Annotated in this window: 27 protein-coding genes; 17 read left to right on the top strand and 10 right to left on the bottom strand. The window is 72.6% G+C overall.

Going from position 1 to position 25,730, the window contains the following annotated elements; all coding sequences use genetic code 11:
• The first annotated feature begins 16 nt into the window (after positions 1 to 16).
• The 9 genes from ABZS58_RS01730 (at position 17) to ABZS58_RS01690 (ending at position 10,312) form a co-directional block, all read left to right on the top strand.
• On the top strand, positions 17 to 1,837 hold the full coding sequence (locus tag ABZS58_RS01730; RefSeq protein ID WP_354776487.1) for a GNVR domain-containing protein: 1,821 nt from the start codon (positions 17 to 19) through the stop codon (positions 1,835 to 1,837).
• 70 nt (positions 1,838 to 1,907) lie between these two features.
• A complete protein-coding gene (locus ABZS58_RS01725) occupies positions 1,908 to 3,278 on the top strand; it encodes a hypothetical protein (RefSeq protein ID WP_354776486.1) in 1,371 nt (456 codons plus the stop codon).
• Positions 3,275 to 4,483, top strand: coding sequence for a hypothetical protein (locus ABZS58_RS01720; protein ID WP_354776484.1), 1,209 nt, complete (start codon positions 3,275 to 3,277; stop codon positions 4,481 to 4,483). The genes ABZS58_RS01725 and ABZS58_RS01720 overlap by 4 nt, the downstream gene beginning before the upstream one ends.
• Before the next feature lie 2 nt (positions 4,484 to 4,485).
• Positions 4,486 to 5,373, top strand: a complete 888-nt coding sequence (locus ABZS58_RS01715) for a sulfotransferase domain-containing protein (RefSeq protein WP_354776482.1) — start codon at positions 4,486 to 4,488, stop codon at positions 5,371 to 5,373.
• Positions 5,370 to 6,854 (top strand): lipopolysaccharide biosynthesis protein, encoded by a 1,485-nt coding sequence (locus tag ABZS58_RS01710; RefSeq protein ID WP_354776480.1) that lies wholly within the window; start codon positions 5,370 to 5,372, stop codon positions 6,852 to 6,854. The genes ABZS58_RS01715 and ABZS58_RS01710 overlap by 4 nt, the downstream gene beginning before the upstream one ends.
• Entirely contained in the window at positions 6,851 to 7,597 is a 747-nt protein-coding gene (locus tag ABZS58_RS01705) for a methyltransferase domain-containing protein (RefSeq protein WP_354776478.1), read from the top strand. The genes ABZS58_RS01710 and ABZS58_RS01705 overlap by 4 nt, the downstream gene beginning before the upstream one ends.
• Before the next feature lie 13 nt (positions 7,598 to 7,610).
• The gene (locus ABZS58_RS01700) at positions 7,611 to 8,684 is read left to right on the top strand and encodes a glycosyl hydrolase (RefSeq protein WP_354776476.1); all 1,074 of its coding nucleotides are present in this window, start codon (positions 7,611 to 7,613) and stop codon (positions 8,682 to 8,684) included.
• Positions 8,685 to 8,686: 2 nt separating this feature from the next.
• On the top strand, positions 8,687 to 9,370 hold the full coding sequence (locus ABZS58_RS01695) for a hypothetical protein (RefSeq protein WP_354776474.1): 684 nt from the start codon (positions 8,687 to 8,689) through the stop codon (positions 9,368 to 9,370).
• 6 nt (positions 9,371 to 9,376) lie between these two features.
• Positions 9,377 to 10,312 (top strand): MazG family protein, encoded by a 936-nt coding sequence (locus tag ABZS58_RS01690; RefSeq protein WP_354776472.1) that lies wholly within the window; start codon positions 9,377 to 9,379, stop codon positions 10,310 to 10,312.
• Here ABZS58_RS01690 and ABZS58_RS01685 read toward each other — a convergent pair.
• From ABZS58_RS01685 to ABZS58_RS01660, 6 genes are all read right to left on the bottom strand, one after another.
• The gene (locus tag ABZS58_RS01685; RefSeq protein WP_354776470.1) at positions 10,282 to 11,415 is read right to left on the bottom strand and encodes a Fic family protein; all 1,134 of its coding nucleotides are present in this window, start codon (positions 11,413 to 11,415) and stop codon (positions 10,282 to 10,284) included. The genes ABZS58_RS01690 and ABZS58_RS01685 overlap by 31 nt on opposite strands.
• 47 nt (positions 11,416 to 11,462) lie before the next feature.
• Positions 11,463 to 11,972 (bottom strand): DUF501 domain-containing protein, encoded by a 510-nt coding sequence (locus tag ABZS58_RS01680; protein WP_354776468.1) that lies wholly within the window; start codon positions 11,970 to 11,972, stop codon positions 11,463 to 11,465.
• A gap of 3 nt (positions 11,973 to 11,975) precedes the next feature.
• The gene (locus ABZS58_RS01675; protein ID WP_354776466.1) at positions 11,976 to 12,515 is read right to left on the bottom strand and encodes a septum formation initiator family protein; all 540 of its coding nucleotides are present in this window, start codon (positions 12,513 to 12,515) and stop codon (positions 11,976 to 11,978) included.
• Positions 12,516 to 12,583: 68 nt separating this feature from the next.
• Positions 12,584 to 13,861 carry a phosphopyruvate hydratase gene (gene eno, locus ABZS58_RS01670; RefSeq protein WP_354776465.1) on the bottom strand — a complete coding sequence of 426 codons (1,278 nt, stop codon included), beginning with the start codon at positions 13,859 to 13,861 and terminating at the stop codon, positions 12,584 to 12,586.
• Positions 13,862 to 13,948: 87 nt separating this feature from the next.
• Positions 13,949 to 15,562, bottom strand: a complete 1,614-nt coding sequence (locus tag ABZS58_RS01665; protein ID WP_354776463.1) for a DUF885 domain-containing protein — start codon at positions 15,560 to 15,562, stop codon at positions 13,949 to 13,951.
• A gap of 10 nt (positions 15,563 to 15,572) precedes the next feature.
• A complete protein-coding gene (locus ABZS58_RS01660; RefSeq protein ID WP_354776462.1) occupies positions 15,573 to 16,940 on the bottom strand; it encodes a PLP-dependent aminotransferase family protein in 1,368 nt (455 codons plus the stop codon).
• Positions 16,941 to 17,009: 69 nt separating this feature from the next.
• Between ABZS58_RS01660 and ABZS58_RS01655 the strand changes: the two genes are divergently transcribed.
• Both ABZS58_RS01655 and ABZS58_RS01650 read left to right on the top strand, forming a co-directional pair.
• The gene (locus tag ABZS58_RS01655; protein WP_354776460.1) at positions 17,010 to 17,981 is read left to right on the top strand and encodes a DMT family transporter; all 972 of its coding nucleotides are present in this window, start codon (positions 17,010 to 17,012) and stop codon (positions 17,979 to 17,981) included.
• Entirely contained in the window at positions 17,867 to 18,649 is a 783-nt protein-coding gene (locus ABZS58_RS01650) for a patatin-like phospholipase family protein (RefSeq protein ID WP_354776458.1), read from the top strand. The genes ABZS58_RS01655 and ABZS58_RS01650 overlap by 115 nt, the downstream gene beginning before the upstream one ends.
• 55 nt (positions 18,650 to 18,704) lie before the next feature.
• Here the strand turns inward: ABZS58_RS01650 and ABZS58_RS01645 are convergent, their stop codons facing one another.
• The 3 genes from ABZS58_RS01645 to ABZS58_RS01635 all read right to left on the bottom strand — a co-directional run bounded on the left by ABZS58_RS01645 (position 18,705) and on the right by ABZS58_RS01635 (position 20,955).
• A complete protein-coding gene (locus ABZS58_RS01645; protein WP_354776456.1) occupies positions 18,705 to 19,646 on the bottom strand; it encodes a phosphotransferase in 942 nt (313 codons plus the stop codon).
• Between the two features lie 66 nt (positions 19,647 to 19,712).
• The gene (locus ABZS58_RS01640; RefSeq protein ID WP_354776454.1) at positions 19,713 to 20,456 is read right to left on the bottom strand and encodes a hypothetical protein; all 744 of its coding nucleotides are present in this window, start codon (positions 20,454 to 20,456) and stop codon (positions 19,713 to 19,715) included.
• Between the two features lie 43 nt (positions 20,457 to 20,499).
• Positions 20,500 to 20,955, bottom strand: coding sequence for a cellulose binding domain-containing protein (locus ABZS58_RS01635; RefSeq protein WP_354776452.1), 456 nt, complete (start codon positions 20,953 to 20,955; stop codon positions 20,500 to 20,502).
• A 48-nt stretch (positions 20,956 to 21,003) separates the two neighbouring features.
• Here ABZS58_RS01635 and ABZS58_RS01630 point away from each other — a divergent pair, with 48 nt between their 5' ends.
• A complete protein-coding gene (locus tag ABZS58_RS01630) occupies positions 21,004 to 21,501 on the top strand; it encodes an amino-acid N-acetyltransferase (RefSeq protein ID WP_354776450.1) in 498 nt (165 codons plus the stop codon).
• 10 nt (positions 21,502 to 21,511) lie between these two features.
• Positions 21,512 to 22,453 (top strand): Ppx/GppA phosphatase family protein, encoded by a 942-nt coding sequence (locus ABZS58_RS01625; protein WP_354776448.1) that lies wholly within the window; start codon positions 21,512 to 21,514, stop codon positions 22,451 to 22,453.
• Positions 22,454 to 22,463: 10 nt separating this feature from the next.
• On the opposite strand, the gene ABZS58_RS01620 is transcribed toward ABZS58_RS01625, so the two are convergent.
• Positions 22,464 to 22,886, bottom strand: a complete 423-nt coding sequence (locus ABZS58_RS01620) for a hypothetical protein (RefSeq protein ID WP_354776446.1) — start codon at positions 22,884 to 22,886, stop codon at positions 22,464 to 22,466.
• A gap of 130 nt (positions 22,887 to 23,016) precedes the next feature.
• On the opposite strand from ABZS58_RS01620, the gene ABZS58_RS01615 reads away from it, so the two are divergent.
• The 4 genes from ABZS58_RS01615 (at position 23,017) to ABZS58_RS01600 (ending at position 25,721) form a co-directional block, all read left to right on the top strand.
• On the top strand, positions 23,017 to 23,625 hold the full coding sequence (locus ABZS58_RS01615) for a hypothetical protein (protein WP_354776445.1): 609 nt from the start codon (positions 23,017 to 23,019) through the stop codon (positions 23,623 to 23,625).
• Positions 23,626 to 23,723: 98 nt separating this feature from the next.
• Entirely contained in the window at positions 23,724 to 24,047 is a 324-nt protein-coding gene (locus ABZS58_RS01610; RefSeq protein ID WP_354776443.1) for a PadR family transcriptional regulator, read from the top strand.
• Entirely contained in the window at positions 24,044 to 24,997 is a 954-nt protein-coding gene (locus ABZS58_RS01605) for a hypothetical protein (RefSeq protein ID WP_354776441.1), read from the top strand. The genes ABZS58_RS01610 and ABZS58_RS01605 overlap by 4 nt, the downstream gene beginning before the upstream one ends.
• Before the next feature lie 10 nt (positions 24,998 to 25,007).
• Positions 25,008 to 25,721, top strand: a complete 714-nt coding sequence (locus ABZS58_RS01600) for a uracil-DNA glycosylase (RefSeq protein WP_354776439.1) — start codon at positions 25,008 to 25,010, stop codon at positions 25,719 to 25,721.
• Positions 25,722 to 25,730 lie beyond the last annotated feature (9 nt).

The following is a 25,730-nucleotide window of genomic DNA, read 5'->3' as shown; positions in this document are numbered from 1 at the left end:
AAGGGGCCGCCGCTTCATGGACGCCAACCGCCAGCTTTCCGCCGATACCGACTCGCCGGGCGTCGACCTGCTCGGCATGGCCCGGCGCCATTGGTGGCTGGTGCTCCTGATGGTCGGCGCCGGTCTCCTCGGCGCCCTGCAGTTCACCGGCATGCAGAAGAAGGTCTACGAGTCCGCGACGTCGGTCCTCGTCTCGCCCCTGGGCAACGGGCAGGACGCGAACTCCACCAGCGGCCGCACCAAGGGCGACATCAACCTCGACAACGAGGCGCAGCTGGTCACCTCGACCACCGTCGCCACCGACGCGCGGGAGCTCATGCGCGCGCCGGAGCAGCCGGACGAGCTGGCCGGCCACGTCCGCGTCGAGGTGCCGCCGAACACCACGTTCCTCGTCATCACGTACTCCGGAAGCGACGCGCGCATCGCCCAGGCCGGGTCGCACGCGTTCGCCGAGGCGTACCTGCGCAACCGCGAGGAGAGCGCGAAGGCCGAGGTCGCCGGGCGGATCGCGATCCTGCAGGACAAGCTCAACCAGCTCAACGCGAGCCTGCTGCAGATCAACACCAAGCTCGCGAACCTCCGGCCGGCGGACCCGAACCGGCCCAACCTGGAGAGCCAGCGCACCACGGCGACCTCGCAGATCAACACCCTCGCGGCTCAGCTCAACCAGCTGCTCACCACCACCGTCAACGCCGGGAAGATCATCCGTGACGCGGACCTGCCGGCCCGGCCGGTGAAGCCCAACCGGCTGCTCAACCTCGCCAGCGGAGCCATGCTCGGCCTGCTGCTCGGCGTCGGCGCGGCCCTGCTCCGCGAGCGGCTGGACCAGCGCGTCCGCCGCCCCTCCGACCTGCCCCGCCGGGTCGACGTCGCGGTCCTCGCCGCGGTCCCCGGCCGGGTCAAGCCCCGCCTCGACGATGTGTTCGCGCCGTTCGGCGCCGGCGGCCGGATCTTCAACCGGCTCCGCAACGAGGTCCTCGCCAGCGTCCCCGCGCCGATGGGCGCCGACGCCCGGGTCGCGCTCGCCGGCCAGGTCGTCGTCGTGGCCGGGGCCAGCCGCGGCGCCGCCTCCACCGTCGTCGCCGCCAACCTCGCGGCCGCCTTCGCCCGCACCGGCGCGGAAACGGTGCTCGTCTGCGCGCACCTCCCCGACAGCCTGGTCGACACGGCCAGCGTCAGCAAGATGCTCGGTGTGCGGTCCGTCCCGGGCCTGTCCGACGTGCTCGCCGGCCGGTTCTCCCTGAGCAGCGCCACCCAGCGCGCGCCGCGGCACCCCAACCTCAGCGTCGTCACCACCGGCGGCACCGCCAGCGCCGGCGGGCTGCTGCAGTCGCAGGCGCTGCGCGACACCCTCGCCACGCTGCGGGAACGGGCCGCCTACGTCGTCGTCGAGGCGCCCTCGACCGCGACCAGCGCCGACGCGCAGAGCCTGGCCAGCCTCGCCGACGCGGCGATCATCGCGGTCGAGCTGCGGCGCACCCGCAACACCGAGGTCGCCGACGCCGCGGACCAGCTGCGCCGGGTCGGCACGCCGCTGCTCGGCGCCGTCGTCCTGCCGCGCCTCGCCGTCACCCGCGGCACCGAGGAGCGCGAGGACCAGCAGCCGACCGTCGCCGACGACATGACCACGGTCCTGGACAAGCTGCCGCCGAAGGAGCCGGAGGAGCCGGTCGTCCCGAAGCGGATCCGCGCCGCGACCGCGACCGTCACCGCGCCGAAGGTCGTCCAGGCACCCCCGTCCGTGCCGTCCGGGCCGAAGCGGCAGACCCGCACCATCTCCGTCACCCGGGTCTCCGCCGAGACGGCCGGTGAGAACGGCGCAGACAAGCGCCGATGAGTGAGCTTGCGAGCGAATCATGTAGCAGGTTCGGGGCAGGCCGACGCCGGAGCGAAGCGGAGGTGGCGGGATGACCGCCCTCGCGAACCATCCCTCGCTGCAGGCGGCACCGGTCACCAGCCTTCGCGCACGGGCGCACCGGCTGCCCGCCTGGCCCGTGACCGGGCTGCTCCTGCTGTACCCGCTCTGGTGGGCCCTGGGCCTCGGCACCCTGATCTTCTTCCTGGTGGCCGTGCCGATGCTGGTGTCGCTCGTGCGGCACCGCGCTTCGGGGCAGCTCGTCAAGCTGCCGCCCGGGTTCCTGCTGTGGCTGCTGTTCCTCGCCGTCGTCGGCCTGGGGCTGTTCAGCCTCGGCGCGGACCCGACCGGCACCGTGCCGGGCACCGCGGCCAGCCGGCTGGTGTCCTACGCGTACCGGCTCGGCGGCTACGTCGCGATGACCGTGATCCTCGTGTACGCCGGCAACGTCGACCGCCGGGAGCTGCCGCAGCGGCGCTTCATCCAGCTGCTCGCGTGGCTGTTCGTCGTCACCGTCGCCGGCGGGCTGCTGGGCATGGCCGCGCCGAGGTTCGAGTTCACCGCGCCGCTGGAGCTGCTGCTGCCGCACCACCTGCGGGAGAACGGCTTCATCCAGTCGCTGGTGCACCCGACCGCCGCGCAGATCATGAACCTGCTCGGCGGGGAGACCCCACGACCCGGCGCTCCCTGGGGGTACACCAACACCTGGGGCAACAACGTCTGCCTGCTCATCGGCTGGTTGCTCGTCGCCGGCTGGTCGCTGACGAGGAGCCGCAAGGTCAAGGTGTTCACCGCCGTGACGCTGCTCGCGGCGATGGCGCCGATCGTCTACTCGCTCAACCGCGGCCTGTGGATCGGGCTCGGCGTCATGGTGCTGTACGTGGCGGTGCGGCTCGCCCTGCGCGGGAAGCTCGCCGCCCTCGGGATGGTCGCCGTCGCCGGTGCGGCCGTCGCCGTCGCGGTCGCCACCACCCCGCTCGGCGACGTGGTCAACGCGCGCCTGGAGGACGGCAAGTCCAACGGGGTCCGGATGTACACCACCGAGAAGGCGCTGACCGGGGTGGTCGAGTCGCCGCTGATCGGCTTCGGCTCCACTCGCAACACCATCGGCGGGCGCAACTCGATCGCGGTCGGGGAGAGCGACGACTGCGCGCGCTGCGGCAACTTCACCATCGGCGGCAACGGCCAGCTGTGGCAGCTCCTCTTCGCGCACGGGCTGCTCGGCACCGTCACCTACCTGTCGTTCTTCGTCGTCGGGCTGTGGCGCTTCCGGCGGGACGCGACACCCGCCGGACTCGCCGCCACCGCCGCGATCGTGTCCAGCTTCGCCGCGATGTTCTGGTACAACGCGCTGGTCACCCCGCTGGCGCTGACCTTCCTCGCGTACGCCGTCCTGTGGCGCAACCGTTTGGAGAGCCGATGAGCCCAGTGAAGACCGCCCCGGCCGCACTGCAGGTCGACGACGAGCGGCTGCGCGCGCAGTACATCGAGGAGGTCCTCGCCCTGCTGTACCCGGGGCAGGGCACCGCCGTCGTGGAATACCTGGTGGTCCCGAACGCCCGCAAGCCGCGGCTGCTGGTGCCCGCCGACGACCGCCGTCTCGCCGCCGCCGCCGTGCGCCGCTACGCCGAGCCGCAGTCAAGGGTGGCGAAGCTCAAGCGCGACGCGGTCGTCGCCGCCCTGCGCACCGGCGCGTCGTCGGTGCTGCTGCGCGACCGGCTGCGGGTCACGCCCGGCGCGGACACCATCGACACCTACCTCCGCCGCGTCCTGGGGACCGAGGTCCGGCTCAGTGTCCACATCGGACCGGCGCGAGCCAACCGCAAACCGGTGCTGCAGCTGCTCACCGGGTCCGGCACCACCATGGCGTTCGCCAAGCTCGGCACCTCGCCGCTGACCCGGACCCTGGTGAAGGCGGAGGGCAACGCCCTCGCGGCCGTGTCGACCGCCGGGCTCAAGGCGCTGCGGGTGCCCGAAGCGCTCCACATCGGACAGTGGGGTGAGCACGAGGTCCTGGTCCAGTCGGCGCTGCCGGTCTGGCGGCCCCGCGTCCCGGTGACCGCGCCCCGGCTCGCCAACGCCATGCGGGAGGTCGCCGCCTGCTGCGGTACCCGGCGTGGACGCCTCGACGACAGCGGCTACTGGACCCGGCTGCGCGGCCGGCTCGACGCCGTCGCCGACCACACCGAGGGCGGCGCGTTGCGGGCCGCGGCCGAGCGCATCACCCGCTTCGCCGGTGACGTCCAGCTCACGTACGGCTCCTGGCACGGCGACTGGGCACCCTGGAACATGGCCGGCCTCGCCGACACGATCCTGGTCTGGGACTGGGAACGCTTCACCCCCGGCGTCCCGATCGGCTACGACGCGCTGCACCACGCGCTGCAGATCGGCATCGGCCGGGCACCGTCGGCGGCCCGGGCCGTCAGCGACCTCATCGACGCCGCGCCCGAGCTGCTGCTGCCGTTCGGCGTGGTGCACCGCCAGGCGGTCGAGGTGACCACCCTGCTCTACCTCATCGACCTGGCCACCCGGTACGTCACCGACCGGCAGGCGGAGGCCGGCGCCCGGCTGGGCGTGCTCGGCAGCTGGCTGCTGCCCGTTCTCGTCGCGCGAGTGGAGGCGCTGTAACCATGCCCGTGCAGGTTCCCGACACGATGAAGCGGATCATCCACTTCGGATCCCGCAACTACGGTCAGCTCACCGCGAGCCGCCGGATGCTGCCGCAGTTCCTGATCTGCGGCGGGCAGCGCTGCGGCACCACGTCGCTCTACCGCGCCCTCGCCGCGCACCCCGCCGTCATCAAGGCCGTGCTGCACAAGGGCGTGCACTACTTCGACGTCGGCTACCACCACGGGCTGCGCTGGTACCGCGGGCACTTCCCGCTGCAGCGGCGGGCCGAGCGGATCGCCGACGAGCTCGGCGTGCCCGCGCAGACGTTCGAGTCCAGCCCGTACTACATGTACCACCCGCACGCCCTCGCCAGGATCGCCGCCGACCTGCCCGGCGTGAAGCTCGTCGTGCTGGTGCGCGACCCGGTCGAGCGCGCCTACTCCCAGCACGCGCACGAGGTCGCCCGCGGCTTCGAGCCGGAGGTGGACTTCGGCCGCGCCCTCGCCCTGGAGCCGGCGCGGCTGGCCGGGCAGCGCGAAATGCTGCTCGACGACCCCAACGCGTACAGCTTCGCCCACCAGCACCACGCCTACCGCGCCCGCGGCGAGTACATCGACTACATCGAGCCGATGGCGCGGCTGCTCGGCCGCGACCGGGTGCACGTCGTGGACAGCACCGAGTTCTTCCTGCGCCCCGAGCCGGTGTACGACGCCGTCCTGGACTTCCTCGGCCTGCCCCGGGTGGACGGGTATCCGGCGTTCGAGCGGCACAACGCGCGCCCGCGCAACCGCCTCGACGACTCGATCGCCCAGGAGCTCGCCGCGCACTACGCTCCCTACGACGAACGCCTCGCGGGCTGGCTCGGGCACCGTCCCTCCTGGCTGTCCACAGCGGACAGTCCGGCGTGACGGCGACCCTCGACAAACCCGCCCCGGGAGCCGGTCTCGAGTCGCCCGGCGGCATGCTGCGCGGCGCCGCCCGGGGAGGGCTGGCCAACCTCGCCGGCACCGTCTGCACCGGCGTCGCCGGGCTCGGCGTCACCTGGCTCGCCGCGCGCGCCCTCGACCCGCACAGCGCGGGCGCGTTCTTCGCCGCCACCGCCGTGTTCGGGCTCGGCGTGACCGTGGCGAAGCTCGGCGTGCAGACGTCGCTGGTGTACTGGCCGGCCCGGATGCGCGCGGTCGGCGACCTGTCCCGGCTGGGCGAGTGCCTGCGCACCGCGCTGCTGCCCCTGGCGGTGGCGGCGCTGGTCATCGCCGGCGGCCTGTGGTTCGCCGCGGACCTGCTGCCCGGCCGGCCCGACCTGGTGCGGACCCTCGCGGTGTTCCTGCCCCTGGCCGCGCTCAGCGACGCGCTGCTCGCCGCCACCCGCGGCCTGCGCGCGATGCGCCCGACCGTGCTGCTCGACCGGGTCATGCGCCCTGCCGTGCAGCTGGTGCTGCTCGCCCTGGTGTGGGCCGCCGGCTGGGGCCCGGACGTGTTCGCCGCGCTGTGGGCCCTGCCCTACCTGCCCGCGGCGCTGCTCGCGGGGGTCGCGCTGACCCGGTTGCGGGGCTCGCTGAAGGTCGGCAGAACCGAGGCCACAGACTTCACCCCGAAGCGGTTCTGGGGATTCACCGCGCCCCGCGCCGTCGCCAGCTTCGCCCAGATGGCGTTGCAGCGCGTCGACGTGCTGCTCGTCGCCGCGCTCGCCGGTCTCGCGCCGGCCGCCATGTACGCCGTGGCCGGCCGCTTCGTGATCCTGGGGCAGTTCGTCAACCAGGGCGTCACCCAGTCCGTGCAGCCGCGCCTGGCGGAGCGGCTCGCCGTGCGGGACCTTGCGGGCGCGAACCTGCTCTACCGCCAGGCGACCGCGTGGGTCGTGCTCGCCTGCTGGCCGCTGTACCTGCTGATGGTCACCTACGCACACCTGTACCTGGACCTGTTCGGCGAGCACTACGAGTCGGGCGTGCCGATCGTGCGGCTCCTCGCGGTCACGATGATGGTCGCCACCGCGTGTGGCATGGTCGACGTCGTCCTCGCCATGGCCGGGCGCACCTGGTGGAACCTTTTCAACGTGGGGCTCGCCCTGGTCGCCATGCTCGGCGTCGACGCGCTGCTGATCCCGCGGCACGGCGCGTTCGGCGCGGCCGTCGGGCTGTGCGCGGCGGTGCTGGTCAACAACCTGGTCCCGCTCGTCCAGGTGGTGCGGGGCCTCGGCCTGCACCCCTTCGGCCGGGCCACGCTGCTGGCCTGCGGGCTGGCCGTGTCGTGTTTCGCCGTGCCGCAGCTGGCCGTGCTGCCGGTCCACGGACTGTTCGTGAAATTCGCCGCCACGGGGGCGGGTGCGGCCGCGTACTGCTACGCGGTCGTGCGTTTGAGGCACGTTCTGATGCAGGGGGAACGATGAGAACTGACTATGCGGAGGTCTTCCAGTCTGATGCGGCGGTCGACAAGTACGAACGGGTCGTCTACGCGCCGGAGACCTACTCGACCGCGGTGAGCGCCAGACAGCGTGCGTTCCTGCGCCGCCTGGTCCGCCGCGAGTTCACCGCCCGCCGGCCCGTCCAGCACGACTTCGCGTGCGGCACCGGCCGGGCGATCAGGCTGCTGCACGGTGTCGTACGAGCGGCGCACGGCTACGACGTGTCCGCCCAGATGCTGGCCAAGGCCCAGGAAGCGGGGGTCTACGCGAAGCTGCACCAGGTCGACGCCGACGGGCCGGTCCCCGATCCGGCCACTGTGGACGGTCCGGCCCTCGTCACCGTGTTCCGGCTGCTGCTCAACGCGCCGAAGGACGTCCGGGACCGGGCGATCGCCTTCGCCGCGAAGATCCTGCCGGAGGCCGACTCGGGCCTGCTGGTCGTGGAGAACCACGGCAACCGGCAGTCGCTGCGGCACCTGCGGCACCGCTCCAACCGCGCCAACGAGTGGTTCGCGGAGCTGCACCACGCCGAGGTCGAGCAGCTCCTCGCGCGGCACGGCTTCGAGGTCGTCGAGCGGCGCGGCTTCGCGCTGTGCCCGGCCGGCGCGTACCGCCGCGAATGGCTGCGCCCGGTCGCCCGGCGCACCGACGACCTCGCCGCCCGCAGCCGCCGCCTGTCCGCAGTGGCCACCGACGTGCTCTACGTGGCGCGGCGGATACCGAAGTAAAGGATTGCTGCGAGTGAAGCGGATCGGGCTCGTCGCCGCCGTCGTGGTCGCCGTCGTGGCGGGTGCGACGGCGGTGACCCTCAGCGTCATGTCCACGAAGGACACCCCGGCACCCCGGCCGTCGCCGACGACCGGGGCGCCGCCGGCACCCGGTGCACCACCGGCGATCGCCACCTCGACCGGCCCGTTCGCGGCCGGTCCCATCGCGCCGCCGGGCCACGGCTCGTATCTCGGCGCGTGGGTCCGGCCCGAGCGTCTCACCGAGTCCGGCCGCCTCTCGGCCATGACGACCTGGGAGAAGACCCTCGGCCGCAAGATGGCGATCGTCAACACGTACCGCCGCTTCGACGAGAACTTCTTCAACGCCTCCGACGAGCAGTTCGCCGCCCGCGGCACGACCCTCATGCTGTCGTGGGCGGGCGGCGACACCCGGCTCATCACCATGGGCCGCTACGACGACCTCATCCGCGAGCGGGCCAAGGAGCTCAAGGCCTTCGGCAAGCCCGTGATGATGCGGTACAGGTGGGAGATGGACCGCCCGAACCTGCGCGCGCAGATGTGGTCCGGCGAGGACTACGTCGCCGCGTGGCGGCACGTGCGCGGCATCTTCACCGAGGAGGGCGCCACCAACGCGTCCTGGGTGTGGTGCCCGACGGTGGAGGGCTTCCAGGGCGGCTACGCGGCCGACTTCTACCCCGGCGACGACCTCGTCGACTGGACCTGCGTCGACGTCTACGCCGGCTCGAAGTACGACACGATCGGCGCGCTGATGCGGGAGTTCCTGCAGTTCTGCGCGGCCCACCCGACGAAGCCCGTGATGATCGGCGAGTTCGGGGTGGCCCGCGCGTGGGGCACCGAGCAGCGTGCGACCTGGCTGCGCGACGCCTCGGCCACCTTCAAGGCCAACCCGCAGATCCGGGCCGTGATGTACTTCGAGTCGGACCCGATCGACAACAAGGGCCCGACGCAGCAGTTCCAGGTGTCGGACGACCCCACCGTCCTCGGCGCCTTCCGCGCGTCCCTCGCCCAGGACCCGCACTACACGCCGATGACCGCCGCCGCAGCCGGCAAGACCAGGAAGAAGTGACCATGTCCCGGTTCCGTGTCCTCGCGCTGGTCGCGGCGCTCGCCGCGACGTCCCTCGCCGGCTGCCGGTCCGACCCGAACGTCGCCGTCTACCTCGGCGACCGCGCCGTCACCATCGCGCAGGTCACCGACGTCGCGGAGAACCTGATCTTCGCCCCCGCCCAGCGCGGCGACGTCACCGGATACGTCCTCGGCTCGATGATCATCGGCGAGGTGGGCGGCCGCCTGGCCGCCTCGCGGGGGCTGACGGTCCGCCACGACACCGACCCGGCCCTCATCGCGCAGTACTACGGGGTTCCCGCCGACGCGCCGATCGTGCCGATCGTCACCGAGGCCCAGGACGTCCTGCTCACCCTCGCCGGCGCCGTCACCCCCGTCGACCCTTCGCGGTCGCAGCAGCGGGCCGCCTTCGACGCGCTGTTCTTCGCCGGCGGCCGGCCGGTCTCCGACCTGTACGTCTTCGAGCAGGTCCAGTACCTGCTGAACCGCGACACGATCGGCCGGATGATCGCCCTGCGCCGGCAGCTCGACGAGGCCGTCGCCGCGTCGGGCATCACCGTCAATCCCCGCTACCAGGGTCTCGCCTACGGCCTGCCGATCACCGTCGAGATCGGCCGGGGCGGCGTGGCCAGGGCCAGTATCCTGGTCCACCTGACCTTCGATGGGGGTCTCGCCGAGGAGGTCTGAGGAATCGTGCCGGGCAGCGTGATCCTGCTGGTGACGTCACCCCGGCTCCCGGCCGGCGTGCTCACCGCCCAGGCGTGGGACGTGGTCCGCGCCCACCCGGTGTTCACCGCCGGTGCCTCTGAGCAGGTGGACGCGCTGCGCGCGGCGGGCGCGACCGTCGCGGTGGTGCCGCCCACCGCCGACGCCCTGCTGGCCGCCCTGGCCGAGCACGGCACGATCGTCTGGCTCGCCGGCCCCGACGGTGACGAGGACCTCGCCCGCTCGCTCGGCCTCCGGCTGGCCCGTGAGCCCGGCCTCGCCGACCTCGAGCTCCTCTACGGCTCCTGGGACCCGCCCGGCGCCCGCGTCCTGGACGCCGTCACCGTCATGGACCGGCTCATGCACCCCGAGACCGGCGACGCCTGGAAACGCGCCCAGACCCACGCTTCGCTGGCGCCGTTCCTCCTCGAGGAGTCCTACGAGCTGTACGACGCCATCCGCGACGACGATCCCGAAGCGGTCCGCGAGGAGCTCGGCGACGTCCTGCTCCAGGTCGTGCTGCACGCCCGCCTCGCGGAGGACACCGCCGGCTTCACCCTCGACGACGTCGCCGGCGACCTCGTCGCCAAGCTCATCCGCCGCAACCCGCACGTCTTCGCCGGCACCGAGGTCGGCGGCATCGACGACATCATCGCCAACTGGGAGCAGATCAAGCAGGCCGAGAAGTCCCGCGCCTCCGCCGTCGACGGCGTCGCCCTCTCCCAGCCGTCCCTCGCCCTCGTCGCGAAACTCCTGCACCGCGTCGCCCGGGCCGGCCTCACCGTCGACTTCACCCCCGCCGACCCCCTCGGCGCCGCCCTCTTCGCCCTGGTCGTCCAGGCGCAGTCGGAAGGCAAGGATGCCGAGGCGGCGCTGCGCACCGCCGCCCTGTCCTACATGGACGCCGTCCGCCGCGCCGAATAGGGATCTCTCAGCGGCGCCGGCCTGCCGATCCCCGCCGCCACGTCGAGGACCGGCCCGGCCGCGACGTAGAACCGCCCCTTGGTCTGCCCGCGCTGCTCCAGCAGCCCGCGCTCCAGCAGCATCCGCAGGTCTCTGGTCGCCTGGTCCGTCGTGAGGCCTTCATCGCGCTGGTACGACGTCCGCCGCACCCGCCCGCCCTCGGCCGCCGCGTACAGCGCGGACGTCGTCCGGCTGGGCAGCCCGAGCGCTTCGAGCCGCTCCCACAACAGCGCCGCGTGATCGAGCCGCTGCCTCACCCGCTGCATCTGCATGTGATGCGCCCGCAGGCAGAACCGCACCCACGGCAGCGTCTCCCCGTGCGGCCGCCACCGCTCCCGCCCCACGTCCCGCAGCGCGTCGTAATAGTCGAACGTGTTGCGCCCGGTGCCGAGCCATTCCTCGATGGACGAGAACTCCGGCGCGAGCACCGCGTCGCGGGCGAGCACCAGGGTGTGCAGGCATCGCGACATCCGCCCGTTGCCGTCCCGCCACGGGTGGATCCGCACCAGATTGAGGTGCGCCATCGCCGCCCGGACGAAGAGCGGCGCGTCCAGGTCGCCGTCCTGCAGCCAGTCCGCCAACTCCCGCATCAGCCCCTGGACGGCGTCGGCGTCGGGTCCGGTGTAGACGACCTCGCCGGTCGAATGGTCGGTGATCCAGATCCCGCCGGGACGGAACCTGCCCGGCCAGCGATCGGGATGATGCTTGAGCAGCATGTAATGCAGGCCGTTGAGCAGCATGTAGTGGTAGCGGAACTCGGCGGAGTGGGCGAGCTGCTGCACATAGGTCAACGCGTCCCGGTAGCCCGTGATCTCGTCCCAGACCGCCGCGTCCGTGTCGAGTGGATCGTCGCCCGAGGCGGCCGCGGCCGCGTCGTCGACGGACACCTCGTATCCCTCGATCGAGTTGGACCCCTTGATGCCGCGGGCGACCAACTGGCGCCGGAGCTGGCCGGTCCACCGATGCGGGGTGGCCACCTGAAACCGCAGAGCCTCGCGCATGCGGTCCAGCTCGTCGAGGACCTCGCGATCCTCAGCGGCAAGTTGTGGAGTCAGGTACAGCATCCGGAAATTATATCGGCAAAGTCATGCGAACATAACGGCTTGCCGGGTCAGGTGGGTGGGGGGACGCAGGGGCCGGCGGCCCACCACTCGGCGGCGCGGGCCAGGGTCTCGTCGCCGAACGGGTTGACGCCCGGGCCGGCGGCCAGGGCGTGGCCGAGGTGGACGTGCAGGCACTTCACGCGGGTCGGCATGCCGCCCGCGGAGACGCCGTCGATCTCGTCGACGTGGCCGACCTGCTCGCGGCGGCGCAGGTAGTCCTCGTGCGCGGCCTCGTAGGCCTTGCGCAGGTCGGGGTCCTCGGCGAGCCGGGCGCCCATCTCGCGCATCAGACCCGACGACTCCAGCCGGCTGCACTCGTGCACGGCGCGCGGGCAGGTCAAATAGAACAGGGTCGGGAAGGGGGTGCCGTCGGGCAGCCTGGGGGTGGTCTCGACCACGTCGGGCAGGCCGCAGGGGCAGCGGTGCGCGACGGCGCGCGTGCCCCGGGGGGTGCGGCCCAGTTGCGCGGCCACCACCGCGAGATCCTCGTCGGTCGCGGGCTCGAATTCCGAAGTCATTGCTCAGTCAGCCGCCTCGACGCTCGACCACAGTTTGCCATACCAGGGACGCGACGACTTCTCGGCGCCGGGGATCGCCGTGGGGTCGGTCTGCTGGCTGCGTGCCGGGTCGACCACCACGTAGGGCTTCTCGCCCGGCAGGACCATGTGCAGCCGCTGACGGGCCTGGCTGATCACGTATTCGTTGTCTTCCCACTTCGCCGCCCGCGCCGCCATCTCGGCGATCTTGGCGGTCTGCCGCTCCTGGCTCTGCTCCAGAGCGGTGATCTCGGCCTGCTGCGCCAGGTAGACCCGGACCGGGTAGGCGTAGGCGAGCAGCAGGACCAGCAGGACCAGGCTCAGGACCACGGCCCGGGCGGTGAAGCGCTTCGGCTGCGGCGCTCGGGTGCGCATGGCGGCGCCGCCGGACGACACGGCCCGGCGGGCGACGGTCGGCCTGGCCGGTGCCCGGCCCGCCCCTCCCGCCCCGGCGCGCTGCGCGCCTCTGGGGCCCGAGGCCCTGGTGGGCGCGGCACGCCCGCCCGGCCTGGTGCGCTGCTGCATGCCCTCCCCCTTGAACCACGGCTGCACGCCCGCGGCCCCCGGAAGAGGGCCGCGGACATGAAACCGGACTAACGGTACCGCGGGAACGCGCCCCGACCGGCGTAGCGCGCCGCGTCGTCGAGCTCGTCCTCGATGCGCAGGAGCTGGTTGTACTTGGCGACCCGCTCGGACCGGGCCGGGGCGCCGGTCTTGATCTGGCCGCTGCCGACCGCGACCGCGAGGTCGGCGATCGTGGTGTCCTCGGTCTCGCCCGAGCGGTGGCTCATCATCGTGCGGAAGCCGGCACGGTGCGCCAGGTCGACGGCGTCGAGCGTCTCGGTGAGCGAGCCGATCTGGTTGACCTTCACCAGCACCGCGTTGGCGGTGTCGGTGGCGATGCCCCGGGCGATGCGCTGCGGGTTGGTGACGAACAGGTCGTCGCCGACGATCTGGATGCGGCCGCCGATCGCGTCGGTCATCGCCTTCCAGCCGTCCCAGTCCTCCTCCGACAGCGGGTCCTCGATGGACACGATCGGGTAGGCGTCGACGAGCTGGGTGTAGTAGGCGATCATCTCGTCGGAGGACTTGGAGCCGCCCTCGAACGCGTAGCCGCCGTCCTTGTAGAACTCGGTCGCGGCCACGTCGAGCGCGAGCACGATGTCGCTGCCGAGGGAGTAGCCCGCCTTCTCGACGGCCTCCGCGATCAGGTCGAGCGCGGCGGCGTTGGTCGGCAGGTTCGGGGCGAAGCCGCCCTCGTCGCCGAGGCCCGTCGACAGGCCCTTCTTCTTCAGGACCGACTTCAGCGAGTGGTAGACCTCGGCGCCGGTGCGCAGCGCCTCGCGGAAGGTCGGGGCGCCGATCGGCGCGATCATGAACTCCTGGACGTCGACGTTGGAGTCGGCGTGGGAGCCACCGTTGAGGATGTTGAGCATCGGCACCGGCAGCAGGTGCGCGTTGGGGCCGCCGAGGTACTTGAAGAGGCTCAGCCCGGCGGAGTCCGCGGCGGCCTTGGCGACCGCGAGGGAGACGCCGAGGATCGCGTTGGCGCCCAGGTTGGACTTCTCCGGGGTGCCGTCGAGGTCGAGCATGGCCTGGTCGATGAGGCGCTGCTCGGTGGCGTCGAAGCCGCGCACGGCCTCGGCGATGCGCTCGTTGACATTCTCCACGGCCTTCTCGACACCCTTGCCGAGGTAGCGCTTCGCGTCGCCGTCGCGCAGCTCGTTGGCCTCGAAGGCGCCGGTGGAGGCACCGGACGGGACGGCCGCGCGGGCCAGGGTGCCGTCGTCGAGGACGACCTCGACCTCGACGGTCGGGTTGCCCCGCGAGTCCAGGATCTCCCGCGCGCCGATTGCTTCAATCGTGGCCACTGTCACTCCTTGCAGACAAAGATTGGTCGGCCGCCACGGTGCGGCACCCTGAGCCTATCGGTTGTGCCGATCATGCGATCGGCGCACCTAGAGGTTGAGCAGGGTCCGCAGGTGACGGGGCGGGGGTGAGCCGTGCGCGAGCATCCGGTCGTGCCAGTCGCGCAGCGTGACGTCCACCGGGCGTTCACCCGCGATCTCCCGTACCTCGGTGTAGCCCACGAAGTACGTCGACAGCTGCGTCGAGGAGAGCAGCGCGCGGCGCCACTTCCCGGCCGCCTCACCCTCCTCCTGGAAGCCGCGGTCCATCATCAGCGCCATCGCCTCCTGCTCGGTCATCCCGTCGCAGTGGACCCGCTGGTCGATGATCGCGTTGATGCTCATCCGCAGCTGCATCTTCAGCTGTTGCAGGCGCACCGGCAGGCCGCCGAAGCCGCGCTCGGCCATGAACTCCTCGGCGTAGACGGCCCAGCCCTCCACGAACGGTCCCGACCAGCCGATCGCCCTGGCACGGGTGCGGCCCCGGAAGCGGCGGGCGTGCGCGAGCTGCAGGAAGTGGCCGGGCGTCGCCTCGTGGACGGTGAGGTCGCGCAGCATGTGGCTGTTGTACTCACGGTAGAACGACGCGACCCGCTCCGCGGCCCAGTCCGACGGGGTGGGTGAGATGCAGTAGAACGTCGGCAGCTCCGCCGGCCCCAGCAGGCCGGGCGGGTCGCAGTAGGCGACGGCGACGCCCCGCGCGTGCTCCGGCATCTCCATGATCACGAGCGGGTCGTCGATGAGGGTGATGAGGTCGTGCTCCCGCACGAACGCGGTGGCCTCCTCGAGCGCCACCTTCGCCAGGTCGACGATCGTGTCGTTGCCGGGCACGTCGGCGGCGGCCAGCGCGAACGCGGCGCGGACCGTGTCGTCGGTCTCGGGGCCGCCGGTCAGCTCGGCCGAGGCCGCGCGCAGCTCGGCGGTCACCCGCTCGAGGTTGGCCTCGGCGCGCCGCAGGACCGTCGCGGCGCCCAGCTCCGTGTCCAGGGTGTGCCACAGCCGGGCCTCCCACAGCCGCCGGCCGAGCCGGGGGTCGCGGTCGGCGGTGTCGACCCGCTCGCGCAGCCACATGGCGAAGGCGTCGAGCTCGGCCGCGGCCCGCTCCTGCAGCGGCCGGACCACGTCCGCCAGACCGGGTGCCTCCTTCAGCAGGTCGCCGAGCTCGTCCCGCACCAGCCGCGCCGTGCCCTGGAACTGGCCGGCCGCGGTCTCCAGATGGACCCGCGGCGACTCGCCGAGCGTCTCGCGGGCGGTCGCGAGCGTGTCGGGGATCGCCGACAGGCGCGCCGCGATCGAGAGCAGCCGCTCCTCCGCGGGCGCGAACGGCCGGGAGATCAGCGCGTCCAGCAGCGTCGCCGGGTTGTGCACGAGCGGGTTCCACTCGTGCTCGCGGATCTCGGTGCGCTCGAACAGCATCCGCTCGACCCGCGCGAGCAGCACCGCGTGGTCGACCTGCTCCTGCGGGTCGAGCAGGTCGAGGTCGACCTGGGTGAGCGCGGCGGAGGCGTCGCGCAGCATGTCGACGTCGCCGGCGATCCCGTCGGCGGACAGGTCGGGCAGCCGGTCGTCGAACCGGTGGTCGCCGGCCGACGCCGCGAGCCGGGGATCCGACTCCAGCAGCGCGTCGGCGATGTGCTCGGCAAGTGGCACGAAGTCATGCGGCATGCGTTCGAACCTATACGAGACCGGCGAGCGTCCTGACCGCTCTCGCGAGCTCGTGCGGGGTGTGCGCGGCGTACCCGAGGACCAGGCCGGGCGGTCCCTTGCGCACCCGCAGCGTCGACAGGGCGACGGGCCCGAGCCCGCAGGCGGCGGCGCGTTGGGACAGGGCCCGGTCGTCGGTCCCCGGCGGCAGCTCCACCACCAGGTGCAGCCCGGCGGCGATCCCGCCGATGCGGGCCCGCGGCAGGTGCCGGCGCAGTGCGGCGACGACCGCGTCGCGGCGCTCCCGGTGCAGCCGGCGGGCCCGGCGCAGGTGCCGGTCGTAGCCGCCGCCGGCGAGGAACTCGGCGAACGCGAGCTGCTGCAGCGCCGGGCCGCCGTTGTCGGCGTCGGCCTTCGCCGCGCACAGCTGCGCCAGCATCGCCTGCGGCGCCGCGAGCCAGCCCAGCCGCAGCCCCGGGGCGAGGACCTTGCTCACCGAGCCGACGAGGGCGACCAGGTCCGGGGCGAGGCCCTGCAGGCAGGCGACGGGCTCGCGGTCGTAGCGGTGCTCGGCGTCGTAGTCGTCCTCGACGATCAGCCCGCCGGACCTGCGCGCCCACGCGATCAGCTCGGTGCGCCGCCGCGGGGCGAGGACCACGCCGGTGGGGAACTGGTGCGCGGGGGTCACCACGACCGCCTTGCACCTGGTGCGGGTGAGGGCGCGCACGTCGAGCCCGTCGCCGTCGACCGGGACCGGGACCACCTCGAGCCCGAGCCGTTGCAGGTGCCCGCGCAGCGCCGACGGGCCGGGGTCCTCCAGCGCGATCCGCCGCACGTCGCCGGCGAGGAGCACCTGCGCGAGGAGGGCCAGGCCCTGGGTCACGCCGGCGGTGACGATCAGCCCGTCGGGGGCGACCAGGGCGGCGCGGACCCGGCCGAGGTAGCCGGACAGCTCCTGGCGCAGCCGGGGCGCGCCGGTCGCGTCGCCGTAGTCGAAGTCGGCGTCCAGGGCGCTGGTCAGGGCCGTCTCGTACGCGCGACGCCAGGCCGTGCGCGGGAACATGCCCAGGTCGGGCACGCCCGGGCGCAGCGGCGCCACCGTCGCGGGCCGGTCCGGCGGGTCGCTGCGGCGGCGCTGCACCGGCACGGTGAGGGCGGCGACGACCGTCCCGGACCCGCGCCGCGTCAGCAGCCGTCCCTCGGCCGTCAGCTGCTCGTACGCGCCGACGACCAGACCTCTGGAGACGCCGAGGTCCGCGGCGAGGTCCCTGGTCGACGGCAGCCGGGTCCCGGGCGCCAGCCGTCCCCGCGTGATCGCCTCCCGCAGCGCGCTGACGAGCTGGTCGCCGACCCGCGGCCGAGTGCGGTCAAGCTCGACCAACGCCTCCCAGACCGACAAAGTGGACCTCCAAACGCGGGGCTCGGTGGCACTGTAGCGTGGACCACTGCCGATCGTAAGTTCGCTGTCATGAACCGGCTGCACACCTTCTACTGCGTGCTGACCTGCGCGATCCTGGGCTCGTCGTTCACCGTCAGCCGATCGCTGGCCGACTATCCGGTCCTGGCCGGGCAGGCGCTGCGCTACACGCTCGCCGCGGTGGCCCTCGCCCTGCTCACCTCGTGGCTGCGCCCGACCGGCCGTGAGCTGCTGCGCCTGGCCGGCGTGGCGGCGACCGGGCTCGTCGGCTTCAATCTGCTGCTCATGTACGCCCTGCGCCACGCCGACCCGGCGGCGGTCGGCACGATCGTGGGCGCCGGTCCGCTGCTCCTCGCCCTGCTCGGCCCCCTGCAGGAGCGCCGCCGCCCGTCGGCGCGGCTGCTGCTGGCCGCCGCGGTCGTGGTCCTCGGCGTGGTCCTCGTCGAGGGCGCCGGGGGCGCCGAGGGCCACAGCCGCATCGACGGCCCCGGCCTCGCCGCCGCCGTCGGGGTGCTGGCCTGCGAGGCCGCGTTCTCGCTCCTCGCCGCGCCGCTGCTGCCGCGCCTCGGGCCGGTGCGGGTGTCGGCGTGGAGCACCGCCCTGGCCGTGCCGATGCTGTTGGTGCTGCTGCCGTTCGGCGGCGTCGTGCGCCTGCCCTCGCCTGGTGAGGCCGCGGCGCTGGCGTTCCTGGGCCTGGTGCTGACCGTGGTGGCGTTCATCTGCTGGTACACGGCCGTCGCCGGGCTCGGCGTCGAGCGGGCCGGCGTCTTCGTCGGCCTCGTGCCGGTCGCCGCGCTGCTCACGGTCGCCGTCGTGGACCGGGTCACGCCCGGCACCTGGCAGCTCGCGGGGGTGCTCGCCGTCGCCGCCGGGCTGGCGATCGGCCTGAGCCGAGCTAAACAGGATCCATGCGACGCACCGCACTCGTCCTCGGCGCCGGCGGCATCACCGGCGTCGCCTGGCAGCTCGGCCTCCTCATCGGCCTCGCCGAGCAGGGCCTCGACCTCACCGGCGCCGACCTGATCATCGGTACCTCGGCCGGCGCGATCACCGGCGCCCTCGTCGCCGCCGGCCACGACCCCCGCGCGGCGGCTGCGATGGAGGCGCCGCTCGGCCCCGGCGACCCCGAGATCCGCGCCGACTGGGGCCGCGGCGCCGTCGCGTTCCAGCTCCTGCGGGACCCCTCGCTGCCGCCGCCGGAGCTGCGCCGGCGGATCGGCGCGATCGCCCTGGAGGCCGAGGTCGGCCCGCCGGAGCCGTGGCTCGCGTCCTTCGCCCGGCGCCTGCCGATCTCCGCGTTCCCCGACCGGCTGCTCGTCACCGCCGTCGACACCGCCACCGGCGAGCCCGTCACCTGGACCGCCGCCTCGGGTGTGCCGCTGGTCCCCGCGGTCGCCGCCAGCTGTGCCGTGCCCTGCCTCTTCCCACCCGTCTCCGTCAACGGCGGCCGCTACATGGACGGCGGCGTCCGCTCCCGCACCAACGCCGACCTGGCCGCCGGCTACGACAGCGTCGTCGTGCTCGCCCCCCGCATCCCCATGCTCGGCCGCGACATCCCCACCACCGGCACCCTCATCGAACCCGACCCGGCCTCCCAGGCCGCCATCGGCGGCAACGTCTTCGACCCCTCCCGCTGGCCCGAAGTCGTCGAAGCGGCCACCCTCCAGGGCCGCAGCGCCGTACTGGCGTGATGTCCGGCCCGTCGACTGCCGTCGTCCGCCGGGCCCGGCGGGCCCCTTCGGAGTGTCAGATGCGGGTGACGACGGAGCGGAGGATCTCCCAGCCTTCGAGGTCGTCGGCGGTGCCGGTGTGGGGGCGGCGGAAGCGGCGCACCTCGACGGCGATGTCGGTCAGGGCCCAGCGCAGCTGGTACAGCATGATCGTGGACGGGCGGGGCAGGACGCCGGTGGCGGCGGCGTAGGCGTTGAAGATCGAGCCGTCGCCCGGCTCGATGAGCCACAGGTCGCGCTCGGGCGGGGAGACCAGGACGGTGTCCCAGTCGATGAGGCGCCAGCCGGTCGGGGTCAGCATGGTGTTGCCCGAGTGGGGTTCGCCGTGGGTGAGGACCGCGCGGACCGGCTCGCCGTGGCTGTCCAGGACCAGCTCGTCGTAGCGGGCGAGGAGGCCGGCCAGGGCCTCGCGGTGGCCGGCGAGGAGTTCCGCGGCCATCCGGGCATACGGGCCGCAGTCGGGGCCGGGGGCCTTGAGCGCCGCCTCGATCTCGCCGCGGCCCGGGACGGCGAAGTCGTCGACGCGCGCGTGCCGGTGCACGATCTCGGGCGCGGTGTGCAGCTGGATGATCATGTCGAGGGTGGCCTGGCGGTGGTCGGGGCCGCGGAACGCGTTCCAGTCGAAGCTCTGGCCGTCGACGAACGGGTACACGGTGATCGCGAACTCGCCGAGCACGAGCAGCGGCGCGCCGGAGCGGGTCGGCACGGGGGCGACCGCGAACGTCCGGCCGATCGCGTGCAGGTCCACCGCGACGCTCAGCGAGGAGGTGAGCCGGCCGACGTCGCCGTCCTGGTCGACGGTGACGAACCAGCGGTAGCCGCCGTCGTCCGCGACCTCCCAGTGGTGGCTGCCGAAGCCGACCGGCCGGTAGCCCAGCGACGCGACGGGAAGTCCCCACTCGCGACGCAGGGCCTCCTCGAGCGTCTCTTCGGTGAGCCCGGCGGGCGGCGTCAGCACGGTTCTGCACGTTACTGCAGCCCCGCCACCTCCGCCGCCCACTCCTACGGAGCAGGACAGGAAAGTTTACTTACCCGCGACCGGCGGGGCGGTGCCTTCGACGATCTGGGCACCCTTCGGGGCGACGAACGCCTGGGCGTCGACCTTCTCGCTGTACTTGCTGAGCTCGACGCCGATCGCCTTGTCGTCGGTGCCGACGCCCTTGAAGCGGGTCAGCAGGCCGCTCTCGGCGACACAGACGTGGAACTCCTTCGCGGTGACGTCGTTCGGGCCCGCGTTGGCGTCCTTCGGGATGCCGGTGACGTCGAGGCAGTCGCTCTTCTGCCCGGCGATGGTCGCGGTGTTCTCGGCGATCTTGACACCCGGTACCAGCGCGGCGGCCGTCATCAGGGCCAGCGCCATCTCCGTGTTGATGAAGCCACCGCCCGCGACGGCGGAGAGGTAGGCGGCCTGGTCGGCGGAGGAGAGCTGACCGGTCTGCACGGCGCTCTTCTGGCACACGACCTTCTGGCCGCTCTTGCCGGTGCAGACCAGCAGCGCGTCCTCGGTGAGGATGAAGCGCCCGTCCTTGCCGATGTAGGCGGCCTTCGGCGGCTGCTGCACCACGGTCGTGGCGGTGCCGTCGTCGGTCTTGTACTCGGCGGTGAAGGTGAGCTGCCCGGACTTGCCCATCCGGTCGGCGAGGTCGGTGATGGCGGAGACATTGTCGACGGTCTGCTTGACCTGGTTGATGAGGCCGCAGCCCAGCGCGCCGGCGCCGAGCGCGGACGCGAGCACGACGGTCAGGACTCGGGAGCCGGCAATTCGCATGCCGCCCAATGTGGGGCCGGTCACCGCGGCTTGCAACGAACTGTCAGCAGGGCGACCCGTTGACGGTGCAGGTGACGGGGTCGCCGGCCTTGCCCTTCGCCTCGAACCCCATCCGGATCGACCCGCCGGGCTCCAGGTAGGTGTTCCACGGCTGGGACCGCAGCGTCAGCCGGTCCGCCTTGTGCTCGGCGGTGGCGCCCCAGGTCGAGGTCAGGTCCACGTCCGGCGGCAGCTGCAGCTGCACCGTCCACCCCTGCAACGGCTGGCTGCCGATGTTGGTGACCGTCACCTCGGCGTTGAAGCCGTCCTTCCACTTGCTGCGGACCGCGTAGCCGGCCTTCACGGCGCCCTTGACCGGTGCGGCACTCGTGTGAGCGCTCGGGGTGACGATCTGGGACTTCTCCACCGTCACCACCCGGGTGGCGGGGTCACGGGTCAGGAACAGGGTGGTCATGGTGACGGCCACGACGGTCGCCACCGCCGCGGTGACGACAAGCACGCGCTCACGTGTCAGATGCCACATCCGCGCGCCACTACCCTGACCGTCATGGAGGTAACCGTCCGGCGGGCCCGGACCGCAGATGTGCGGGGCATCCGGCGGCTGGTCGCCATGTATGTGGCGGACCGGCGGCTGCTGTCGAAGCCCACCGTCGCGCTCTACGAGGCGGTGCAGGAGTTCTGGGTCGCCGAGCGGGACGGTGTGATCGTCGGCTGCGGCGCGCTGCACGTCATGTGGGAGGACCTGGCCGAGGTGCGCACGGTCGCGGTCGACCCGATGACGCGCGGGCACAAGATCGGCCACAGGATCGTGGCGGAGCTGCTCACGGCGGCCCGCGAGATCGGCGTCCGGCGGGTGTTCGTGCTCACCTTCGAGACCCGGTTCTTCGGCTCGTTCGGCTTCGTGCCGATCGACGGCACCCCCGTCACCCACCAGGTCTACGAGGAGCTGCTGCGCTCCTACGACGAGGGCGTCGCGGAGTTCCTCGACCTGGAGCGGGTCAAGCCCAACACCCTCGGCAACCACCGGATGCTGCTGCATTTGTAGGCTTCCGGGCATGAGCATCACCCGGGTCGCCGCGATCGACTGCGGAACGAACTCCGTCCGCCTGCTGATCGCCGACGTCCAGCCGGACGGGTCGCTCGTCGACGTCACCCGGCAGATGCGCATCGTGCGGCTCGGCGAGGGGGTGGACCGCACGGGCCGGCTCGCGGAGGCGGCCATCGAGCGCACCCGCGTCGCCCTGGTCCACTATGCCGCCGAGATCGCCGCCGCCGGCGTGGATCACGCCCGGATGGTGGCGACCAGCGCGAGCCGCGACGCGTCCAACGCCGACGACTTCCGCGACATGGTCACCGCCACGCTCGGCTTCGCCCCGGAGGTCGTCAGCGGCGACGAGGAGGCCCGCCTCACGTTCGCCGGGGCGGTGCAGGGGCTGCGGGCGGAGCCGCCGTTCCTGGTGTTCGACATCGGCGGCGGCTCGACCGAGTTCGTGGTCGGCTCCGCCGACGGTGACGGCGACGGCGTGGACGCCGCGATCAGCGTCGACATCGGCTGCGTCCGGCTCACCGAGCGGCACCTGCACGACCACCCGCCGACGCCGGCGCAGATCGCGGCCGCGGAGAAGGACATCATCGGCGCCGTCGACCGGGCACTGGCGGCGGTCGACGCCGGCCGGGCCCGCACGTTCGTCGGGCTGGCCGGGTCGGTGACCACGGTGACCGCCCTGGCGCTGGGTCTGACCGAATACGTGGCGGAGCACATCCACCGGGCCCGGGTCTCCACCGCCGACGTGGCGAAGGTGACCGCGGACCTGCTCGCGGCCACGCCGGAGGAGCGGCTCGCCAACGCCGTCATGCACCCGGGGCGCGCCGACGTGATCGGTGCCGGCGCGCTGATCCTGCGCATCATCCTGGAGCGGTCCGGCGCCGAGGCGGTCGTCGCCTCCGAGTCGGACATTCTGGACGGTGTCGCGATGTCGTGTATACGTCAGTCCTGATCAGGGGGGATCAGCCGGTGCGGCGCACCTCGGCGCGGGACTGCTCGCGCGGCTCGGCGTCGTCGCGGGACCACCACCAGCCATAGGTGAGCACGCCCTCCGCCGGCATCGTCATGATGATCTTCGCGGGCATGGGTCCCTCGTATGCGCTGAACACGCCCGCGTCGTGCTCGACGAATCGGGTCACACCGGGCAGTTCCAGGCAGGTGACGTGCAGTTCGAGCCGCCCGGCCTCACTCGCCGTGAGGATGGTGTGCTCAACGTGTTGCAGGCCCTTGCTGTCGCTGACCGCCTCGTAATCGAGGGTTATCGCATTGCCGCGCACCACCGAGGTCACCTTGATGCGGGCGACGAACGGTCCCGACTCCAGCCCGTCGCCGCGGCCCCGGTAGACGCCGGGCGCCGAGGCGAGGCGTTTCAACAGATCGGTCACGGCGCACACCGTAATACGAGCGCGCACCTGACTGTGAGCATCACCCGTCTGCGGTTATCGTGAGCCCTCTCCTGCGGGCCTGAACGGCACGATAGGGTGATCTTTGCGGCATATCCCCGAAAGGATCCACATGTCAGACCAGTACCCGCCGCCCGGCGGCTATCCGCCGCCTCCCGGTGGCGGTGACCCGTATGGGCAGCAGCAGCCGCCGCAGTACGGGCAACAGCCGCAGTACGGGCAGCAGCCGCAGTACGGTGGACCCCCGCAGTACGGTGAGCAGCCGCAGTACGGTGGCGCCCCGCAGTATGGCGAGCAGCCGCCGTTCGGCGCGCCCGGTGCCCCCTTCGGTGCCCCGCCGCCACCGCCCCGCCGGGGCAAGGCCGGCAAGGTCATCCTGATCATCGTCGCGGTCCTGGCCGTGCTGTGCGTCGGGTGCGGCGGCGCGATCTGGTACTTCGCCAAGGACAGCTCGACCAACGCCAAGGTCGGCGACTGCCTCGCGGGTGACGAGATCACCGGCACGGACACCAAAGAGGTCGACCTCAACATCGTCAAGTGCACCGACGCCAAGGCGAAGTACAAGGTCATCGGCATCAAGGAGGGCATCGCCCGGGCCGACGCGCTCAAGGAGGGCACGACCGTCTGCGACGACTACGTCGACAAGGGCGCGGAGTCCGTGCTCTGGCAGGGCGCCGACACCACCAAGGGTCAGGCGCTCTGCCTCGGCCCCGCGAAATAGCCGCTCAGGCCTAGCAACGGGCGGTCCCGCGACACGCGGGGCCGCCCGTTGTTTTCTTTACTTGATAGTACTGTGCATTGCGTACTACTCTGCTTCACGTGGACACCACCCAGCTGCTCAAGGGGGTCCTCGACCTGGCCGTGCTCGCGGTCCTGCGGGACGAGGACGGATACGGCTATGACATCCTGCGCCGGCTGCGGTCCGCCGGGCTGGACGAGGTCGGCGACGCCTCCGTGTATGGCACCCTGCGCCGGCTCTTCCAGGCCGGGATGCTCACCACCTACGTGGTCCCCAGCGAGTCGGGACCGCACCGCAAGTACTACGCGCTGAACGCGGCCGGCCGGACCCAGCTCAGCGCCTCCGGGAAGGTGTGGCGGGGCTTCGCCACGACCATGGACCAGCTGATCGGGGAGACGTCGTGACCTCGCCGGGCACCATCGAGATCGACTACTACTACGAGCGGGTGGCCGCGGCCCTCGCCGACCTGCCCCAGGAGGCTCGCGACGAGCTCCTGGAGGACCTGCCGGCGCACTTCGCCGAGGTGATCGCGGAGCAGGGCGGGCCGCTCGTCGACCGGCTCGGCCCGCCGGCCACCTACGCCGCCGAGCTGCGCGCCGCCGCCGGCCTCGACGCCGGCCCGGGCAAGAGCGCCGGCCGGGCGGCGATCGTCGTCTACTACGAGCGCCTCGTCGCGGCGCTGCCGGAGCTCGACCAGCGCGCCGGGCGGGTCATCGGCTACCCGATGGCCACCGACTTCCTGCGCCTGCTGCGCCCGGCCTGGTGGATCGCCCGCGCGGTCGCGATCGTGGTGCTGATCTTCGCCGTCGACATCCTGCCCCGGGACCGCTTCGACGACCCGATCGGCTGGCTGCTCGTCGCGGTCGCGATCGTCGTGTCGATCCGCATCGGCGTCACGGGCGTGCCCCGGGTGCCCCGCTGGGTCGGCCTCGCGGGCACCGCGGTCGCCGTCGTCGGCACCCTGTTCGTGATCGTCAGCTCGCCGAACATGCTGCGGGGGAGCGACCCGCAGGGCTACTACCCGGCCAGCGGCGGGCCGTTCGACGGGGTGACCAACGTCTTCCCCGTGGACGAGCAGGGGCGCTCGCTGGACCACGTCACGCTGTTCGACCAGAACGGCAACCCGATCCAGGTCGGCGACTACTGGCGGTGTGCGACCGGCCCCGAGGAGAAGCCGGCGAGCTACCCGCTGTGCCTGCGCACGGGCCGCCCCGGCGAGACCGCGGAACCCTCGGAGACCGCGTCGCCGTCACCCAGCCCTTCCACGTCGGTGTCGGTCTCGCCCGGTCCTTCCCCGTCCACGTCCATGTCCACGTCCGCGTCCACGTCGGTGTCGCCGAGCCCGTCCCGTTAGTTTTGGGGGCGTGACGGACGACCTTGACCGCCTCGACGCCGAGATCTGCGACTGCCGGCGGTGCCCCCGGCTGGTCGCCTGGCGGGAGGAGGTCGCGGCGACGAAACGCGCCGCCTTCCGCGACGAGGAGTACTGGGGCCGTCCGGTCCCCGGCTTCGGCGCCCACGACGCGCGGCTGGCCATCCTCGGCCTGGCACCCGCCGCGCACGGGGGGAACCGGACCGGTCGCATCTTCACCGGCGACCGGTCCGGTGACGTGCTGTTCGCCGCCATGCACCGGGCCGGCCTCGCCAACCAGCCGACCAGCGTCAGCCGCGACGACGGCCTCACCCTGACGAGCACCCGCATCTTCGCCGCGGTGCGGTGCGCGCCGCCGGACAACAAGCCGACCCCTCTGGAACGCGACACCTGCGCGCCGTACCTGCACCGCGAGCTCGCCCTGATCCGCCCTGAACTGCGGGTCGTCATCGCGCTCGGCGCATTCGCGTGGGCCGCGTTCTGGCCCGCGCTGCGCGCCGTCTACGGTGTAGCACCGGCACGGAAGGTGCCGTTCGGCCACGGCGCCCTGTGGAACGCCGGCGACACCCCGTGGCAGGCCGGCGGCGCCCCCGCGTTGCTCGGTTGTTACCACGTGAGCCAGCAGAACACCTTTACCGGCAGGCTCACGCCAGGAATGCTGGACGAGGTTTTCACCCGTGCGAAGGCACTCGCCGGGATCGGATGACGCTGACCG

Source organism: Dactylosporangium sp. NPDC005555, from assembly GCF_040605635.1.
In the GTDB taxonomy this organism is placed as follows: Bacteria; Actinomycetota; Actinomycetes; order Mycobacteriales; family Micromonosporaceae; genus Dactylosporangium.
Note: the sequence above shows the minus strand (reverse complement) of the source record. Positions and strands in the feature narration are given on the sequence as shown.

Bases quoted from the DNA above. Each gene is read 5' to 3' on its own strand.
- ABZS58_RS01705 (WP_354776478.1), top strand. From the start codon at position 6,851: ATGAGAACTGACTATGCGGAGGTCTTCCAGTCTGATGCGGCGGTCGAC.
- ABZS58_RS01640 (WP_354776454.1), bottom strand. From the start codon at position 20,456: ATGCGAATTGCCGGCTCCCGAGTCCTGACCGTCGTGCTCGCGTCCGCG.
- ABZS58_RS01720 (WP_354776484.1), top strand. From the start codon at position 3,275: ATGAGCCCAGTGAAGACCGCCCCGGCCGCACTGCAGGTCGACGACGAG.
- ABZS58_RS01630 (WP_354776450.1), top strand. From the start codon at position 21,004: ATGGAGGTAACCGTCCGGCGGGCCCGGACCGCAGATGTGCGGGGCATC.
- ABZS58_RS01685 (WP_354776470.1), bottom strand. From the start codon at position 11,415: ATGCTGTACCTGACTCCACAACTTGCCGCTGAGGATCGCGAGGTCCTC.
- ABZS58_RS01730 (WP_354776487.1), top strand. From the start codon at position 17: ATGGACGCCAACCGCCAGCTTTCCGCCGATACCGACTCGCCGGGCGTC.
- ABZS58_RS01655 (WP_354776460.1), top strand. From the start codon at position 17,010: ATGAACCGGCTGCACACCTTCTACTGCGTGCTGACCTGCGCGATCCTG.
- ABZS58_RS01625 (WP_354776448.1), top strand. From the start codon at position 21,512: ATGAGCATCACCCGGGTCGCCGCGATCGACTGCGGAACGAACTCCGTC.
- ABZS58_RS01615 (WP_354776445.1), top strand. From the start codon at position 23,017: ATGTCAGACCAGTACCCGCCGCCCGGCGGCTATCCGCCGCCTCCCGGT.
- ABZS58_RS01725 (WP_354776486.1), top strand. From the start codon at position 1,908: ATGACCGCCCTCGCGAACCATCCCTCGCTGCAGGCGGCACCGGTCACC.
- ABZS58_RS01695 (WP_354776474.1), top strand. From the start codon at position 8,687: ATGTCCCGGTTCCGTGTCCTCGCGCTGGTCGCGGCGCTCGCCGCGACG.
- ABZS58_RS01650 (WP_354776458.1), top strand. From the start codon at position 17,867: ATGCGACGCACCGCACTCGTCCTCGGCGCCGGCGGCATCACCGGCGTC.
- ABZS58_RS01680 (WP_354776468.1), bottom strand. From the start codon at position 11,972: ATGACTTCGGAATTCGAGCCCGCGACCGACGAGGATCTCGCGGTGGTG.
- ABZS58_RS01675 (WP_354776466.1), bottom strand. From the start codon at position 12,515: ATGCAGCAGCGCACCAGGCCGGGCGGGCGTGCCGCGCCCACCAGGGCC.
- ABZS58_RS01715 (WP_354776482.1), top strand. From the start codon at position 4,486: ATGCCCGTGCAGGTTCCCGACACGATGAAGCGGATCATCCACTTCGGA.
- ABZS58_RS01665 (WP_354776463.1), bottom strand. From the start codon at position 15,562: ATGCCGCATGACTTCGTGCCACTTGCCGAGCACATCGCCGACGCGCTG.